Annotated in this window: 12 protein-coding genes; 7 read left to right on the top strand and 5 right to left on the bottom strand. The window is 60.9% G+C overall.

Going from position 1 to position 15817, the window contains the following annotated elements; all coding sequences use genetic code 11:
* From lsrD to lsrA, 3 genes are read right to left on the bottom strand one after another with little or no spacing between them, the layout of a single operon-like run.
* Positions 1–978: an autoinducer 2 ABC transporter permease LsrD gene (gene lsrD, locus ACMGGX_RS06845; protein ID WP_420298215.1), complete on the bottom strand. Its 978-nt coding sequence runs from the start codon at positions 976–978 to the stop codon at positions 1–3.
* The gene (lsrC, locus tag ACMGGX_RS06850; protein ID WP_420298216.1) at positions 979–2010 is read right to left on the bottom strand and encodes an autoinducer 2 ABC transporter permease LsrC; all 1032 of its coding nucleotides are present in this window, start codon (positions 2008–2010) and stop codon (positions 979–981) included. It abuts the gene before it with no gap.
* The gene (gene lsrA / locus ACMGGX_RS06855) at positions 2007–3494 is read right to left on the bottom strand and encodes an autoinducer 2 ABC transporter ATP-binding protein LsrA (RefSeq protein ID WP_420298750.1); all 1488 of its coding nucleotides are present in this window, start codon (positions 3492–3494) and stop codon (positions 2007–2009) included. Before lsrA ends, lsrC begins: the two co-directional genes overlap by 4 nt.
* A gap of 215 nt (positions 3495–3709) precedes the next feature.
* Here lsrA and lsrR point away from each other — a divergent pair, with 215 nt between their 5' ends.
* The 3 genes from lsrR (at position 3710) to ACMGGX_RS06870 (ending at position 8540) form a co-directional block, all read left to right on the top strand.
* Positions 3710–4678: a transcriptional regulator LsrR gene (gene lsrR / locus ACMGGX_RS06860; RefSeq protein ID WP_010435856.1), complete on the top strand. Its 969-nt coding sequence runs from the start codon at positions 3710–3712 to the stop codon at positions 4676–4678.
* Between the two features lie 34 nt (positions 4679–4712).
* Complete coding sequence (lsrK, locus tag ACMGGX_RS06865; RefSeq protein ID WP_420298217.1) at positions 4713–6311, top strand: autoinducer-2 kinase; 1599 nt, start codon at positions 4713–4715, stop codon at positions 6309–6311.
* A gap of 207 nt (positions 6312–6518) precedes the next feature.
* A complete protein-coding gene (locus ACMGGX_RS06870) occupies positions 6519–8540 on the top strand; it encodes an NADPH-dependent 2,4-dienoyl-CoA reductase (RefSeq protein ID WP_348561720.1) in 2022 nt (673 codons plus the stop codon).
* 118 nt (positions 8541–8658) lie between these two features.
* Here the strand turns inward: ACMGGX_RS06870 and rlmG are convergent, their stop codons facing one another.
* Complete coding sequence (gene rlmG, locus ACMGGX_RS06875) at positions 8659–9795, bottom strand: 23S rRNA (guanine(1835)-N(2))-methyltransferase RlmG (RefSeq protein ID WP_420298218.1); 1137 nt, start codon at positions 9793–9795, stop codon at positions 8659–8661.
* An 83-nt stretch (positions 9796–9878) separates the two neighbouring features.
* Here rlmG and ACMGGX_RS06880 point away from each other — a divergent pair, with 83 nt between their 5' ends.
* From ACMGGX_RS06880 to sstT, 4 genes are all read left to right on the top strand, one after another.
* A complete protein-coding gene (locus ACMGGX_RS06880; protein ID WP_420298219.1) occupies positions 9879–10382 on the top strand; it encodes a YgjP-like metallopeptidase domain-containing protein in 504 nt (167 codons plus the stop codon).
* Between the two features lie 70 nt (positions 10383–10452).
* Positions 10453–11451, top strand: a complete 999-nt coding sequence (locus ACMGGX_RS06885; RefSeq protein ID WP_420298220.1) for a Gfo/Idh/MocA family protein — start codon at positions 10453–10455, stop codon at positions 11449–11451.
* A gap of 250 nt (positions 11452–11701) precedes the next feature.
* Positions 11702–12670: a TerC family protein gene (locus ACMGGX_RS06890; RefSeq protein ID WP_420298221.1), complete on the top strand. Its 969-nt coding sequence runs from the start codon at positions 11702–11704 to the stop codon at positions 12668–12670.
* Positions 12671–12941: 271 nt separating this feature from the next.
* On the top strand, positions 12942–14183 hold the full coding sequence (sstT, locus tag ACMGGX_RS06895) for a serine/threonine transporter SstT (RefSeq protein WP_029739668.1): 1242 nt from the start codon (positions 12942–12944) through the stop codon (positions 14181–14183).
* A 139-nt stretch (positions 14184–14322) separates the two neighbouring features.
* On the opposite strand, the gene ACMGGX_RS06900 is transcribed toward sstT, so the two are convergent.
* Complete coding sequence (locus tag ACMGGX_RS06900) at positions 14323–15810, bottom strand: UxaA family hydrolase (protein ID WP_420298222.1); 1488 nt, start codon at positions 15808–15810, stop codon at positions 14323–14325.
* Positions 15811–15817: the final 7 nt, after the last annotated feature.

Raw genomic sequence — 15817 nt, forward strand, 5'->3', positions numbered from 1 at the left:
TTACGCTCCGGATAGTTTTCTAAAGAGAGAACGCACCCACTCGCGGTGCAGACTCAGCGAACGTCCCATCACCACCACAACCAGCAGCGCCCCTGACAGCGCGCTCGACACCTGGTTAGGGATGCCGACCATCTGTAAACCCTGCTGCAGGTAGCCCACCAGCAGCGCCGCCAGCGCCGTACCGACAACCGAACCTGACCCGCCGTAGATATTGGCCCCGCCGAGCACGGCGGCAGTGAGCGCTGGCATCAGTAAATCGCGCCCCAGATCCGAACGCGCGGAGCCGAAGTAGGAGACCATCACCAGCGCGGCAATGGCGGAGGCCATGCCCACCAGCCCGTACAGCGCGTAGGGCATACCGTTCACCGACAGCGCCGCATAGCGCGCCGCGCGCGGGTTTTGCCCGATCAAAAACAGATGACGGCCAAAGCGCCCGCGGTGGGTAATCAGCCAGAAGAAAAACGTAATCACCGCGAACAGCACCAGCGGGATCGGCAGACCCAGCACCGTGAGGTTAGCGAACGCCGTGAAGCCGTCCGGGAAGCCGCCGATGCCCTCGTAGCCCGTCGCGCCCGCCATGCCGGAGAGCAGCAGCGCGCCGCCGCCGTAGAGGTAGAGCGTGCCAAGGGTGATTACCAGCGGGCTGATGCCGGTGTAGTGAATCAGCGCGGCATTAAGTAATCCGCAGAGCAGGCCGAGCAGCAGCGTCAGCGGAACGGCGACCGCCATCGGCCACCCCGCCTGCATCATCACGCCCAGCGCGATGGCGCACAGGCCGATGGTCGAGCCGAGGGAGATGTCGATCCCGCCGCTGATGATGACCAGCGTGAGCGGCAGCGCCACAATGCCGATGCAGATAAAGTCGCTGGTGCTGAACAGCAGCATGTTGACGTCGAGCATGCGCGGGTTGATGGCGCCAAAGAGCAGGATCTCCAGCACCAGTAAAATCAGCAGCGCGCTTTCCCAGTTAAGCCTCATTTACGCCACCTCTTTTTTGCGTTTTGGAAAAGGGGTGACGTGCTTTCCCCCTCTGTTGCCCGGCTGGAAGCGGCCATACTTCAGCGCCCGCTGATGGCGCGCCAGCGCCTGGCGCAGGCGCCCGTCGAGCACCAAAACGCCCAGCAGCACCAGCCCGGCGATAAAGTCGTTCCACCAGGCGGGAAGCCTGAACAGCACCAGCACGGTGTCGATTTGGGTCAGGAAGAAGGCCCCGAGCAGCGCGCCAACCAGCGTGCCCGTGCCGCCCAGCAGCGAAATACCGCCGAGCACGCAGGCGGCGATGGCCTTCATCTCCAGCCCGCTGCCGGTCTGGTTGGGCACGAAGCCAATCTGTGCGGCAAAGATAATCCCGGCGCAGGCCGCCAGCATGCCGTTAAGGGTAAAGGCGAGCATTCGCGTGCGGTTCACCGCCACGCCCAGCTGGCGCGCGGCGGCGAGGTTATCCCCCACCGCGTAGAAATCACGCCCGAACGCGGTGCGCGAGAGCGTCCACGCGCCTGTGGCCGCGATAATCAACACCAGCATGCCGAGCGGCGATATGCCGATGGCAGCAGGCTCAGAGAGGGATTTCAGCCCGGGTGGCAGCCCCTCAATCCACTTTCCGCCGGTCCAGAGCAGCATCGCACCGCGGTACAGCCCCAGCGTGCCGAGGGTGGCGACAATCGCCGGGATGCGCAGCCCCACCACCAGAAACCCGTTGAACGCCCCGGCCAGCGCGCCAATAGACAGCGCGAAGAGAATGGAAACCGACAGGTTGTAGCCGCTGTTCAGCGCCACGCCGACGGCAATGGCGGACAGCCCGACGGTTGAGCCGACGGACACGTCGATATTGCGGGTCAGCATTACCAGCGCCGCGCCGATGGCCAGCAGGATCAGGATCTGCGAGCTGGCGAAGATCATCCCCAGCGTCTGCAGGCTGAAGTAGGACGGGTTCAGCGCCACCAGCACGGCGAACAGCGCCAGAATGGCGAGAAACGCGCTCAGCTCGCGGTTTTTGAGTAAGGTCTTCATGATTGCCCTCCAAACGCCAGCGACATCATCCTGTCGAGACTGACGGCGTGGCGCGACAGCTCGCCGCTGAGCACGCCCTGATGCATCACCAGCACGCGGTCCGCGAGCCCCGGAAACTCGTCGAGATCGCTTGAGATCATCAGCACCGCCACGTTCTGCGCCGCCACGCTTTTTATCAGCTGATAGATGTCGGCGCGCGCCGAGACGTCCACCCCGCGCGTCGGTTCATCGACGATCAGCAGTAAAGGATTGGCCTCCAGGCAGCGCGCCAGCAGCACCTTCTGCTGGTTGCCGCCGGAGAGCGTGCGCACGGTTTGATCCGCATGGTTGAGCTTGATCCCCAGCGCCCGATGGTAGCGCTCCACCACCGCAGCCTCCCGCTTGCGCTGCTGCCAAATCGACGGCTCGTTCAGCGCCACGGTGTTCCAGCGGATCGGCGCGTCGAGGAACAGGCCGGACACCTGCCTGTCTTCCGGCAGGTAGACCAGCCCTTTTTTCAGGCGTGAACTTACCGAATCGTCGGTGATCTCCTGATTCTCCAGCCAGATGCGGCCCCCGCGTACCGGCCGCAGGCCGTAGAGCGTTTCCGCAAACTCGGTGCGTCCGGATCCCACCAGCCCGGCCAGGCCGACGATCTCTCCGGCGTAGATCTCAAGGCTGAGATCGATAAACCCTTCCCCGGTGAGATCGTCAACGCGCAGCACCGGGAAATCCTGCGGCTGGGTGCGGCGGTTGCCCGGCAGCGCCAGCCACAGCTTTTGCGTATCGCTGAGGGATTTCTCCCGGCTTACCGGCGTCATGGCGGCGATCAGGGCGCTGTCGTCAAACTGCGCGGTTTCACCGCTCAGCACCACCGCGCCGTCGCGCATCACCGAGACGTGGCTCGAAAGCATGCGAATTTCCGGCAGCTTGTGCGAGATAAAGACAATCCCGACGCCGAGCGCCTGCAGGGCGCGGATCTGGCGGAACAGCCGCTCGGTTTCGCCGGGCGTGAGGGAGGCCGTAGGTTCGTCGAGGATCAGGATCCTCGCGTTGCGCATCAGCCCGCGCAGGATCTCCACCATCTGCTGGTCCGCCACCTCCAGGGTGCTGGCGGCGGCGTCGAGGTTAAGCTGGCACTGCAGCTGCTGGAGCTTCTCCGCCAGCCGCTTTTCCAGATCGCGTTCGCGCGGCAGGCGGAACAGGATGTTTTCCCGCACCGTCAGGTTGGGGAACAACAGCGGCTCCTGCGGCACCAGATAAATGCCTAACCCGTGCGCCTGAGCGGGCGTGAGCCGCGCATATGACTGCCCCTCGACAGAAAGTTCACCGCTGTCCGGCGTTTCGACCCCGGCGATGATCTTCATCAGCGTCGATTTTCCCGCGCCGTTTCCGCCCATCAGGGCGTGCACCTGGCCCGCAAGCAGCGTGAAATCAATGCCTTTTAAGACCGGCACGCCTGAGAACTGCTTGCTGATATTCCGCGCGTCGAGAAGTGGTATCATCATCGCTCCGCTATTGAACAAATGATTTTTAGATTTAATAATGTTCAAAAGCGTAGACGGTGAACTATATTTACAACCGTGCAGGGATCACAGTTTTATCGATTGAGATACAGATAAACCAGAAACGATCGAAAAGATCCGTTTTGTCGCGTAGGTCACACTTTCCCTTCGCGCCATCACGAACATATGATCTAAATTTTTATAAGAGTTCAACTATGAGCGATAAACGCACTGCGGAAGAAGGACGGTTTGCCGGGCTGGCACTGGCGGAAGAGGAGCTCGTGGCGCGCGTGGCCTGGTGCTACTACCACGACGGATTAACCCAGAACGACATCGGCGAGCGGCTCGGGCTGCCGCGCCTGAAGATCTCCCGCCTGCTGGAAAAAGGCCGTCAGTCCGGGGTGATCCGCGTGCAGATCAACTCCCGCTACGAGGGCTGCCTGGCGCTGGAGACCGAGCTACAGCAGCGCTTTGGCCTGAAGCTGGTGCGCGTGATGCCCGCATTAAATACGCCGCCGATGAACGTGCGGCTCGGCATTGGCGCGGCGCAGTCGCTGATGGGCGTACTGGAGCCCGGCCAGCTTCTGGCGGTGGGGTTTGGTGAAACCACCATGAGCAGCCTGCAGCACCTGAGCGGTTTTATCAGCTCGCAGCAGATCCGCCTGGTGACGCTCTCCGGCGGCGTCGGGCCGTATATGACCGGTATCGGCCAGCTGGATGCGGCCTGCAGCGTCAGCATGATCCCCGCCCCGCTTCGCGTGTCATCCGCAGAGGTGGCTGGGATCTTAAAACGCGAGACCAGCGTGCGGGACGTGATCCTCGCCGCGACCGCCGCCGACGTCGCTGTGGTCGGCATTGGTTCAGTGAACCAGCGCCGTGACGCCACGATACTGCGATCCGGCTATATCAGCGAAGGTGAACAGCTGATGTATGCCCGCAAGGGCGCGGTCGGCGACATTCTCGGCTATTTCCTCAATGCCGAAGGCGAATGCGTCGAGGAGCTGGAGATCCACAAAGAACTGCTGGGCGTCACGCTCGATGAACTGGCGCAGCTGCCCACCATCGTTGGCGTGGCCGGAGGAGAAGAGAAAGCCGATGCGATTTATGCCGCACTGAAGGGTCGCCGTATCAATGGCCTGGTGACGGAGGAGACGACAGCCCGCGCGGTGCTGGCCCTGACGTAACGGGCAGGCCCTGCGCTAACAACGAGGCAAGCTCATGAGTTACCTTTTAGCGTTAGATGCAGGGACAGGCAGCGTTCGCGCCGTTATTTTCGATTTACAGGGCAACCAGATTGCCGTCGGCCAGGCCGAGTGGAAGCACCTGAGCGTGGAGAACGTGCCGGGATCGATGGAGTTCGACCTCGAGACCAACTGGCTGCTGGCCTGCCGGTGCATTCATCAGGCGCTGGAGCGTGCGCGCCTGAGCGCGGCGGATATTCAGTCCGTCGCCTGCTGCTCGATGCGCGAGGGGATCGTGCTGTATGACCGCAACGGCGAGGCCATCTGGGCCTGCGCCAACGTCGACGCCCGCGCCAGCCGCGAGGTGGCCGAACTCAAAGAGATCCACGACGACCGTTTTGAATCCGAGGTGTATGAGGTTTCCGGCCAGACGCTGGCGCTGAGCGCCATGCCGCGCCTGCTGTGGCTGGCGCACCATCGTCCGGATATTTACCGCAAGGCCGCGACCATCACCATGATCAGCGACTGGCTGGCGGCGAAGCTCTCGGGCGAGCTGGCGGTCGACCCGTCTAACGCGGGCACCACCGGCATGCTGGATCTCTTCTCCCGCGACTGGCGTCCGGCGCTGCTCGATATGGCCGGGCTGCGCGCCGATATCCTCTCCCCGGTGAAAGAGACCGGCACCGTGCTGGGCGCGATTACCAAAGAGGCCGCGCAGCAGAGCGGCCTGCGCGAAGGCACGCCGGTGGTGATGGGCGGCGGCGACGTGCAGCTGGGCTGTCTGGGGCTGGGCGTGGTCCGCGCCGGACAGACGGCGGTGCTGGGCGGTACCTTCTGGCAGCAGGTGGTCAATCTGCCGCAGGTGCGCACCGACCCCGACATGAACATCCGCGTGAACCCGCACGTTATTCCCGGTATGGCGCAGGCGGAGTCGATCAGCTTCTTCACGGGGCTGACCATGCGCTGGTTCCGCGACGCCTTCTGCGCCGAGGAAAAGCTGATTGCCGAGCGGATGGGGATGGACACCTATTCCCTGCTGGAAGAGATGGCCAGCCGCGTGCCGGCGGGCTCCCACGGGGTGATGCCGATCTTCTCCGACGCGATGCATTTCAAGCAGTGGTACCACGCCGCGCCGTCGTTTATTAACCTCTCCATCGACCCGGAAAAGTGCAACAAAGCGACGCTGTTCCGCGCCCTGGAGGAGAACGCGGCGATTGTCTCGGCCTGCAACCTGGCGCAGATCTCGCGCTTCTCCGGCGTGACGTTTGAGAGCCTGGTGTTTGCGGGCGGCGGGGCTAAGGGCGCCCTGTGGAGTCAGATTTTAAGCGACGTCACCGGGCTGCCGGTGCGCGTGCCGGAAGTGAAAGAGGCAACGGCGCTCGGCTGCGCGATTGCCGCCGGCGCGGGCGCGGGGCTGTTTGCGGATATGGCCTCGACGGGCGAGCGGCTGGTGAAGTGGAGCCGCGAGTTCACGCCAAACCCGCAGCACCGCGAGCTGTACGACGGCATGATGCAGAAATGGCAGGCGGTGTACGCGGACCAGCTTGGGCTGGTGGACAGCGGGCTGACGACGTCGATGTGGCAGGCGCCGGGGTTAGCAAAAACCCACACCCCTCACCCTGCCCCTCTCCCCTGAGGGGAGAGGGAAAAAAACAGATCGAGCCAATTCTTTGAGACCGCTCCAGCCAGTCCCCTCTCCCCTTTGGGGAGAGGGTTAGGGTGAGGGGCGAAGTTCTTTGAGATCTATCACAATCATTTGATCCCGCTTTTACCTTTCCGCTGCCGCTGGCTAAATTAGTAACTCATCCGACCACATAACAATAATTTTACACTGGAAGAGACTATGAGCCGCTACCCGTCGTTATTCGCCCCTCTCGATCTGGGGTTCACTACACTCAAAAACCGCGTGTTGATGGGCTCGATGCACACCGGGCTGGAGGAGCATCCGGACGGGGCCGAGCGTCTGGCGGCCTTCTATGCCGAGCGCGCCCGCCACGGGGTAGCGCTGATTGTCACCGGCGGCGTAGCCCCTGCGCCTTCCGGCGTGGGTATGGAGGGCGGCGCGGTGCTGAACGATGCGTCACAGCTGCCGCACCACCGCATTGTGACCGACGCGGTACACCGCGAGGGCGGCAAAATCGCCCTGCAAATCCTGCACACCGGGCGATACAGCTATCAGCCGAACCTGGTCGCGCCGTCGGCCATTCAGGCGCCGATTAACCGCTTTAAACCTCACGCCCTCAGCCACGATGAGATCCTCGCGCTGATCGACGACTTTGCCCGCTGCGCGGCGCTGGCGCGCGAGGCGGGCTACGACGGCGTGGAGGTGATGGGCTCAGAAGGCTATCTGATTAACGAGTTCCTCGCGGCCCGCACCAACCAGCGCGACGACGAATGGGGCGGCGACTATGCCCGCCGGATGCGCTTTGCCGTGGAGGTGGTGCGCGCGGTGCGCGAACGTGCGGGCGCGGACTTTATTATCGTCTTCCGCCTGTCGATGCTCGACCTGGTGGAAGGCGGCGGCACGTTCGATGAAACCGTGCAGCTGGCGCAGGCGATTGAAGCCGCAGGCGCTACCATTATTAACACCGGCATCGGCTGGCACGAGGCGCGCATCCCAACCATTGCCACGCCGGTGCCGCGCGCGGCGTTCAGCTGGGTAACACGGAAGCTGAAAGGCAAAGTCTCTGTTCCGCTGGTCACCACCAACCGCATTAACGATCCGCAGGTGGCGGACGATGTGATTTCGCGAGGCGACGCCGATATGGTGTCGATGGCGCGCCCGTTCCTGGCCGATGCCGAACTGCTCTCTAAAGCGCAAAGCGGCCGTGCGGACGAGATCAACACCTGCATCGGCTGTAACCAGGCCTGTCTGGATCAGATCTTCGTCGGCAAGGTCACCTCTTGCCTGGTTAACCCGCGCGCCTGCCATGAAACCAAAATGCCGATCGTTCCGGCGGTCAGTAAAAAACGCCTGGCCGTGGTGGGCGCAGGCCCGGCGGGGCTGGCGTTTGCGGTGAATGCCGCCTCGCGCGGGCACAGCGTGACGCTGTTTGATGCGCTGGCGGAGATTGGCGGGCAGTTTAATATCGCCAAACAGATCCCCGGCAAAGAGGAGTTTTATGAAACGCTGCGCTACTACCGCCGGATGATCGAGCTTACGGGCGTCGAGCTGCGGCTTAACCAGTTTGTCAGCGCGGCGGATCTGATCGGTTTCGACGAGGTGATCCTGGCGAGCGGGATCGTACCGCGCCTGCCGGCGATCGAGGGTATCGATCATCCGAAGGTGTTGAGCTATCTGGATGTATTGCGAGACAAAACGCCGGTTGGCGAGAAGGTTGCGATTATCGGCTGCGGCGGGATCGGCTTTGATACCGCCATGTACTTAAGCCAGCCGGGCGAGGCCACCAGCCAGAACATTGCCGAGTTTTGCGTGGAATGGGGTATCGACACCAGCCTGAACCAGTCCGGCGGACTGCGCCCGGAAGGGCCGCAGCTGCCGAAAAGCCCGCGCCAGATCGTGATGCTGCAGCGTAAGGCCAGCAAGCCGGGCGAAGGGCTGGGCAAAACCACGGGCTGGATCCACCGCGCCACCCTTCTCTCGCGCGGGGTGAAGATGATCCCGGCGGTCAGCTACCAGAAGATCGACGACGAGGGTCTGCACGTCACGATCGGCGGCGAACCGCAGCTGCTGCGTGTGGATCATGTGATTTTATGCGCCGGGCAGGAGCCGAAGCGCGATCTGGCCGATCCGCTGCGCGAAGCCGGTAAAACGGTGCATTTGATCGGCGGGTGCGACGTGGCGATGGAGCTGGATGCGCGGCGGGCAATTGCGCAGGGGACGAAGTTGGCTCTGGCGATCTAGGGCATTGCCGGGCGGCAGGGTAAAAGCAAAACGGCAACCCAGTTGCCGTTTTTAGCGTTTGCGCCCTCTCCCTGTGGGAGAGGGTTGGGGTGAGGGCATCAGGCAGCACATAACAATCTTACCGACGACGTCCCAGCTTCACCGCCTTCAGCACCACGAACTTATTGTTCGTCGCAATGGTGACGCAGTTGCCGAAAATCTTCTTCAGCTTGTGGAAGTAGTCCAGGTGGCGGTTCGCCACGATGTATAGCTCGCCGTTGATTTTCAGGCAGCGGCGCGCGTGGTGGAACATCTCCCACGCGACGTTATCCGTCAGGGCGTGCTTCTGGTGGAACGGCGGGTTGCAGAACACGGCGTTGAAGCGGAAAGGCTCTACGCCCGACAGCGCGTTGTTGATCATAAACTCGCAGCGGTCCAGCGCTTCCGGCATGTTGGTTTCCACGTTCAGACGGCTGGAGGCCACCGCCATTGGCGATTCGTCGCTGAACACCACGCTGGCGTCCGGGTTCTTCGCCAGCAGCGTCAGGCCAATCACGCCGTTACCGCAGCCCAGGTCGACGATTTCACCTTCCAGATTTTCCGGCAGATGTTCCATAAAGAAACGCGCGCCGATATCCAGCCCGGTGCGGGAGAAGACGTTCGCATGGTTGTGGATGGTCCAGTCGGTGCCTTCCAGCTTCCAGCTCAGGGTCTCCGGCGCGTCGGCCAGCTCCGGTGCGCTGAAGGTGCAGTTGATCAGGCGCGCTTTTTTCCAGGCCAGCGTCGTGGTGGTCGGGCCGAGGACCTTCTCGAACAGCTCCAGCGTCGAAGTGTGAATATCGCGCGCTTTGGCTCCCGCGATAATGCGCGTTTCCGGCGTCACGACCTTACGCAGCGCGTGCAGCTGTTGCTCCAGCAGCGCCATGGTTTTTGGCACTTTGATCAGCACCACGCCCGGCGCCTGCGGGTATTCCGCGGTGCTGTCGAGGAACTTCACGCTGGACTCTTCGATGTCGTTATGGCGCAGGTTTTCACGCGTCGCCAGCTCGCTCAGGTAGGAATCGCCGATGCTGTATGGCGTGTGTTCCGCCAGGGCGCAGCCCAGCGCGCCAAACGCGTCATTCAGGATCAAAACCGGGCCGCGGATTTCAGTCTCATCCAACTGCTGCAGCAGATATTCATCCGCCGCTTCCCACGCCATGAGCGGGTTAACGTCGTCCGTTTCCGGGAAACGTTTAAGGTTGAGTGAACGGAAACCGTTGTCTAAGTGGCTCATCGGCCCTCCTGAATGGTAAAATTTGGCGTATCCCTGAAAAGGGTGCGTGAGTATACCCGTTTTATTGTCGATTTGGGGCGTTGATGAACCAACTTACTTATCTCCAGGGCTATCCGGAGCATTTACTGACTCAGGTTCGCAGCCTGATAGCCGAGCAGAAGCTCGGCGCGGTGCTGGAAAAAAGCTATCCCGGCACGCACGATTTCGCGACCGATAAGGCCCTCTGGCAGTATACGCAGGATCTGAAAAGCCGGTATCTGAAGAGCGCGCCGCCGATCAACAAGGTGATGTACGACAACAAGATCCACGTGCTGAAAAACGCGCTCGGCCTGCACACCGCCATCTCCCGCGTTCAGGGCGGCAAGCTGAAAGCGAAGGCCGAAATCCGCGTCGCGACGGTGTTCCGTAACGCACCGGAAGCCTTTCTGCGGATGATCGTCGTCCACGAGCTGGCGCACCTGAAAGAGAAAGAGCACGACAAAGCGTTCTATTCCCTGTGCTGCCACATGGAGCCGCAGTACCACCAGCTGGAGTTTGATACCCGACTATGGCTTACGCATTTATCGTTAAATGGTAATGCGGAATAGCGCACGCGAATTGTCATGATGACGTGCTACAGTGGCTAAAGGTTCCCCGCTACGGAGTACGTAAACGTTTATGATACGTTTCGCAGTCATTGGTACGAACTGGATCACACGCCAGTTCGTCGACGCCGCCCACGAAACCGGCAAACTTAAGCTTACCGCAGTCTATTCCCGCAGCCTTGAGCAGGCGCAGAGTTTTGCCAACGATTACCTCGTTGAGCATCTCTTCACTTCGCTTGATGACATGGCGCAAAGCGACGCCATTGACGCGGTGTATATCGCCAGCCCGAACTCCCTGCACTTCCCGCAGACAAAGCTGTTCCTCAGCCATAAAAAGCATGTGATTTGCGAGAAGCCGCTGGCGTCAAATATCCAGGAAGTGGAAACGGCCATTGCGCTTGCCCGCGAAAACCAGGTGGTGCTGTTCGAAGCGTTCAAAACCGCCAGCCTGCCGAATTTCCTGCTGCTGCAGCAGTCCCTGCCGAAAATTGGCAAGGTGCGTAAAGCCTTTATCAACTACTGCCAGTACTCGTCGCGCTACCAGCGCTATCTGGACGGCGAGAACCCGAACACCTTTAACCCGGCGTTTTCGAACGGCTCGATTATGGATATCGGTTTCTACTGCCTGGCCTCTGCCGTGGCCCTGTGGGGCGAGCCGCACGGCGTCAGCGCGCAAGCAAGCCTGCTGGAGAGCGGCGTGGATGCGCACGGTGTAGCGGTGCTGGATTACGGTGATTTCAGCGTCACGCTGCAGCACTCCAAGGTGAGCGATTCCGCGCTGCCGAGCGAAATTCAGGGCGAAGCGGGCTCGCTGGTTATCGAGAAGATCTCCGAGTGTCAGAAAGTGAGCTTTGTGCCGCGCGGCGGCAAAGCGCAGGAGCTGACGCAGCCTCAGCATATTAACACTATGCTCTATGAGGCAGAGGTCTTCGCCCGCCTGGTGGAAGACAACGAAGTGAATCACCCTGGCCTCGCGGTGAGCCGCACCACGGCGAAGCTGCAAACGGAGATCCGCCGCCAGACCGGCGTGGTATTCCCGGCAGACGGCGTGAGCGCGGAAGCGATCGCGTAAAGCTGTGTAATGAAACGGCGCAGACCATTGACGAAACCAATGGTCTGACATATTTTGTTACCTGCAAAGGGGAGTAACTTCTTCGCCGGTGGATCGTCATTACGATGCGTTAAACACGCATCCGGTCGCCGGGCAACCTTCGTGGTTGTAAGTGAGACCTTGCCGGAAGGCGAGGTCTATGCATAAAAAGCTAACGGCTATCGTCTTCTGACCATGGCCGTTTTTGTTTTTTATGTGTAAGGAAAATAGTATGCATTCTGTCGGCACTCCAATGTTGTGGGGCGGATTCGCGGTTGTCGTGCTCATCATGCTGGCGATCGACCTCTTTTTGCAGGGGCGTCGCGGCGCTCACGGCATGAGCATCAAACAGGCTGCGGCCTGGTCTCTGGTCTGGGTCACCCTCTCCCTGCTCTTCTGTGCCGCCTTCTGGTGGTACCTGGCCTCGACCGAAGGCCGCGCGGTGGCCGACCCTCAGGCGCTCGCCTTCCTCACCGGTTATCTGATTGAAAAAGCTCTGGCGGTTGATAACGTCTTCGTCTGGCTGATGCTGTTCAGCTACTTTGCCGTGCCTGCTGCCCTGCAGCGACGCGTGCTGGTCTACGGCGTGCTGGGCGCGATTATCCTGCGTACCATCATGATCTTCGCCGGCAGCTGGCTGATTACCCAGTTCGAATGGCTGCTGTACGTCTTCGGCGCGTTCCTGCTGTTCACCGGGGTCAAAATGGCGCTGGCGAAAGAGGACGGCTCCGCGATTGGCGATCGCCCGCTGGTGAAGTGGATCCGTGGGCATCTTCGCATGACCGACAAGATCGAGAGCGAGCACTTCTTCGTGCGCAAGAACGGCCTGCTGTTTGCCACTCCGCTGCTGCTGGTGCTGATTCTGGTTGAGCTGAGCGACGTGATTTTCGCGGTGGACAGCATTCCGGCGATCTTCGCGGTGACCACCGACCCGTTCATCGTCCTGACGTCTAACCTCTTCGCCATTCTCGGCCTGCGTGCGATGTACTTCCTGCTGGCGGGCGCGGCGGAGCGCTTCTCAATGCTGAAGTACGGTCTGTCGGTGATCCTGGTGTTTATCGGTATCAAGATGCTGATCGTCGATTTCTACCATATCCCGATCGCCATTTCGCTCGGCGTGGTGTTTGGCATCCTGATCGTGACGCTGATTATCAATACCTGGGTTAACCGCCAGCACGATAAGAAGCAGCTGGTGGAATAAAACGTTCGGTGCGGGCTGATGCCCTCAGCCCGACCCTCTCCCACTGGGAGAGGGGGAAACGCAATGTAGGCCGGGTAAGCGTAGCGCCACCCGACACTTTCGTTAACCAATAGTTAAAAAACATGACGCGACACGTAAAATCCAGCATTTTACGCTTCCTTCCTTTCGCGCATTCCCTATACTCGACCAGGCAAACATTTACTTACATCCGGACATAAATGTGACTAAGAGCACATCCGGGATGGAACGCAATTTCACTCAGGAAATACGTATGAGCACACAATCAAGCGGACTGTTCGCGCGCCTGGCGCAGGGCAGCCTCGTTAAACAAATTCTGGTCGGGCTGGTGCTGGGTATTCTGCTGGCGATGGTGTCAAAACCTGCGGCGGAAGCCACGGGGCTGCTTGGGACCCTTTTCGTTGGCGCGCTGAAGGCCGTAGCACCGGTACTGGTTCTGATGCTGGTCATGGCGTCGATTGCCAACCACCAGCACGGACAAAAAACCAACATTCGCCCCATTCTGTTCCTTTATCTGCTGGGAACCTTCTCGGCTGCCTTAACGGCCGTGGTGTTTAGCTTCCTGTTCCCGTCCACGCTGCACCTGACCAGCGCGGCCGGTGACATCACGCCGCCATCCGGCATTGTCGAAGTGCTGCGCGGCCTGCTGATGAGCATGGTTTCTAACCCCATCACCGCGCTGATGAGCGGAAACTACATTGGCATCCTGGTCTGGGCGATTGGCCTGGGCTTCGCGCTGCGTCACGGTAACGACACCACGAAAAACCTGGTCAACGATCTGTCCAACGCCGTGACCTTTATGGTGAAGCTGGTGATTCGCTTTGCGCCAATCGGGATCTTTGGTCTGGTTTCTTCAACGCTGGCAACCACCGGCTTCGACGCGCTGTGGGGCTACGCGCAGCTGCTGGTTGTGCTGGTCGGCTGTATGCTGCTGGTGGCGCTGGTGATCAACCCGCTGCTGGTGTTCTGGCAGATCCGCCGCAACCCGTATCCGCTGGTGCTGACCTGCCTGCGCGAGAGCGGCGTGTATGCCTTCTTCACCCGCAGCTCTGCGGCGAACATTCCGGTTAACATGGCGCTGGCGGAGAAGCTGAACCTGGACCGCGATACCTATTCCGTGTCGATCCCGCTGGGCGCAACCGTGAACATGGCGGGCGCGGCAATCACCATTACCGTGCTGACCCTGGCGGCGGTGCATACGCTGGGCATTCCGGTGGATCTGCCAACCGCATTGCTGCTGAGCGTGGTGGCGTCGCTGTGTGCCTGTGGCGCATCCGGCGTAGCGGGCGGTTCGCTGCTGCTGATCCCGCTGGCGTGTAATATGTTCGGCATCCCGAACGAGATTGCGATGCAGGTTGTAGCCGTCGGCTTTATCATCGGCGTGCTGCAGGACTCCTGCGAAACCGCGCTGAACTCCTCTACCGACGTGCTGTTTACCGCAGCGGCCTGTCAGGCGGAAGACGCGCGATTAGCGAAGAATGCCCTGCGCAGTTAAAAACAAAAGCCCGGTGTCGGCTACGCCTTACCGGGCCTACAGATTAAATGCAAAACGGCAACCCTGAGGTTGCCGTTTTTAGTGTTTGTACCCTCTCCCCGTGGGAGAGGATCAGGGTGAGGGCACCAGGCCGCACCGATTAAAGCGTCACACCACTCTTGAAGATCGCCAGCTCGCGGAAGTCGTTCTTCTCGTTACAGGTCTGCCTGCCGTTAGCAAATTCCACGATAGCGTCCACGAACTCCGTCAGCAGCTGCAGCATGGCTTTGCCGTGAATCAGCTGGCCCGCATCAAAGTCGATCCAGTGCTTTTTCTTTGCCGCCAGCTCGCTGTTGGTGGCGATTTTCACCGTCGGCACAAAACCGCCGTACGGCGTACCGCGACCGGTACTGAACAGCACCATATGGCAGCCGGCACCCGCCAGCGCGCTGGTGGCGACCGCATCGTTGCCCGGTGCGCTCAGCAGGTTCAGACCGTGCGTTTTCAGGCGCTCGCCGTAGCGCAGAACGTCGACCACCTGGCTCGCGCCCGCTTTCTGGGTGCAGCCGAGGGATTTCTCTTCCAGCGTGGTGATCCCGCCCGCTTTGTTGCCCGGCGACGGGTTCTCGTAAATCGGCTGATTGTGGGCGATGAAGTACTGTTTGAAGTCGTTCACCATGGTGACGGTCTTCTCAAAGGTCTCTTCGTCGCGGCAGTGGCTCATCAGAATACGCTCCGCGCCGAACATTTCCGGCACTTCGGTCAACACCGTCGTGCCGCCATTGGCAATCACGTAATCCGAGAAGCGGCCCAGCATCGGGTTGGCGGTAATGCCGGAAAGGCCATCTGACCCGCCGCACTCCAGCCCAAACTTCAGCTCGCTCAGCTTGCCCGGCTCGCGCCTGTCGTGGCGCATCACCTCATAAAGCTGGTGAAGCTGTTCAACGCCCGCTTCCACTTCGTCATCCTGATGCTGGCACACCATAAAATGCACGCGCTCAGGATCGAACTCGCCCAGCGTGTCGCGGAAGGCGTCCACCTGATTGTTCTCGCAGCCGAGGCCGATCACCAGCACCGCGCCCGCGTTCGGGTGACGCACCATGTTTTGCAGCATGGTGCGGGTGTTAATGTGGTCGTCACCGAGCTGGGAACAACCGTAGGTGTGGCTGAACAGATGCACACCGTCAGTCCCTTCGGCATCGTTGGTCTCTTTCAGGAAGCGAGTCTGGATCTGACGCGCAATTCCGTTGACGCAGCCGACGGTCGGGAGGATCCACAGCTCGTTGCGGATCCCCACGTCGCCGCTGGCGCGACGGTAGATCTGCACCTCACGATCCGCCGCCTGACGCTCTTCTGCGGGTAAATCAGGTTGATAGCTGTACTCGTCCAGATCGCTCAGATTGGTGCGGGTATTGTGTGAGTGAATGTATTCACCCGGCGCAATATCCGCCAGCGCATGGCCGATGGGCAAACCGTACTTCACCACGTTCTCCCCTTTCGCAATGGGGATCAGGGCAAACTTGTGTCCACGAACGATCGCCTGACGCAGGGTGACGCTCTGGTTATCAACGGTCACCACGTCGCCTTCAGCGAGATCCGTCAGCGCGACGGCCACGTTATCCAGCGAATGGATTTTGATGTATTGCATATCAACC

The organism is Enterobacter sp. BNK-29, assembly GCF_048684785.1.
GTDB lineage: Bacteria > Pseudomonadota > Gammaproteobacteria > Enterobacterales > Enterobacteriaceae > Enterobacter > Enterobacter cloacae_M.

Coding starts and splice junctions, on each gene's coding strand:
- ACMGGX_RS06900 (WP_420298222.1), bottom strand. CDS start 15,810: ATGCAATACATCAAAATCCATTCGCTGGATAACGTGGCCGTCGCGCTG.
- ACMGGX_RS06870 (WP_348561720.1), top strand. CDS start 6,519: ATGAGCCGCTACCCGTCGTTATTCGCCCCTCTCGATCTGGGGTTCACT.
- lsrC (WP_420298216.1), bottom strand. CDS start 2,010: ATGAAGACCTTACTCAAAAACCGCGAGCTGAGCGCGTTTCTCGCCATT.
- lsrD (WP_420298215.1), bottom strand. CDS start 978: ATGAGGCTTAACTGGGAAAGCGCGCTGCTGATTTTACTGGTGCTGGAG.
- ACMGGX_RS06880 (WP_420298219.1), top strand. CDS start 9,879: ATGAACCAACTTACTTATCTCCAGGGCTATCCGGAGCATTTACTGACT.
- ACMGGX_RS06890 (WP_420298221.1), top strand. CDS start 11,702: ATGCATTCTGTCGGCACTCCAATGTTGTGGGGCGGATTCGCGGTTGTC.
- ACMGGX_RS06885 (WP_420298220.1), top strand. CDS start 10,453: ATGATACGTTTCGCAGTCATTGGTACGAACTGGATCACACGCCAGTTC.
- lsrA (WP_420298750.1), bottom strand. CDS start 3,494: ATGATACCACTTCTCGACGCGCGGAATATCAGCAAGCAGTTCTCAGGC.
- sstT (WP_029739668.1), top strand. CDS start 12,942: ATGAGCACACAATCAAGCGGACTGTTCGCGCGCCTGGCGCAGGGCAGC.
- rlmG (WP_420298218.1), bottom strand. CDS start 9,795: ATGAGCCACTTAGACAACGGTTTCCGTTCACTCAACCTTAAACGTTTC.
- lsrR (WP_010435856.1), top strand. CDS start 3,710: ATGAGCGATAAACGCACTGCGGAAGAAGGACGGTTTGCCGGGCTGGCA.
- lsrK (WP_420298217.1), top strand. CDS start 4,713: ATGAGTTACCTTTTAGCGTTAGATGCAGGGACAGGCAGCGTTCGCGCC.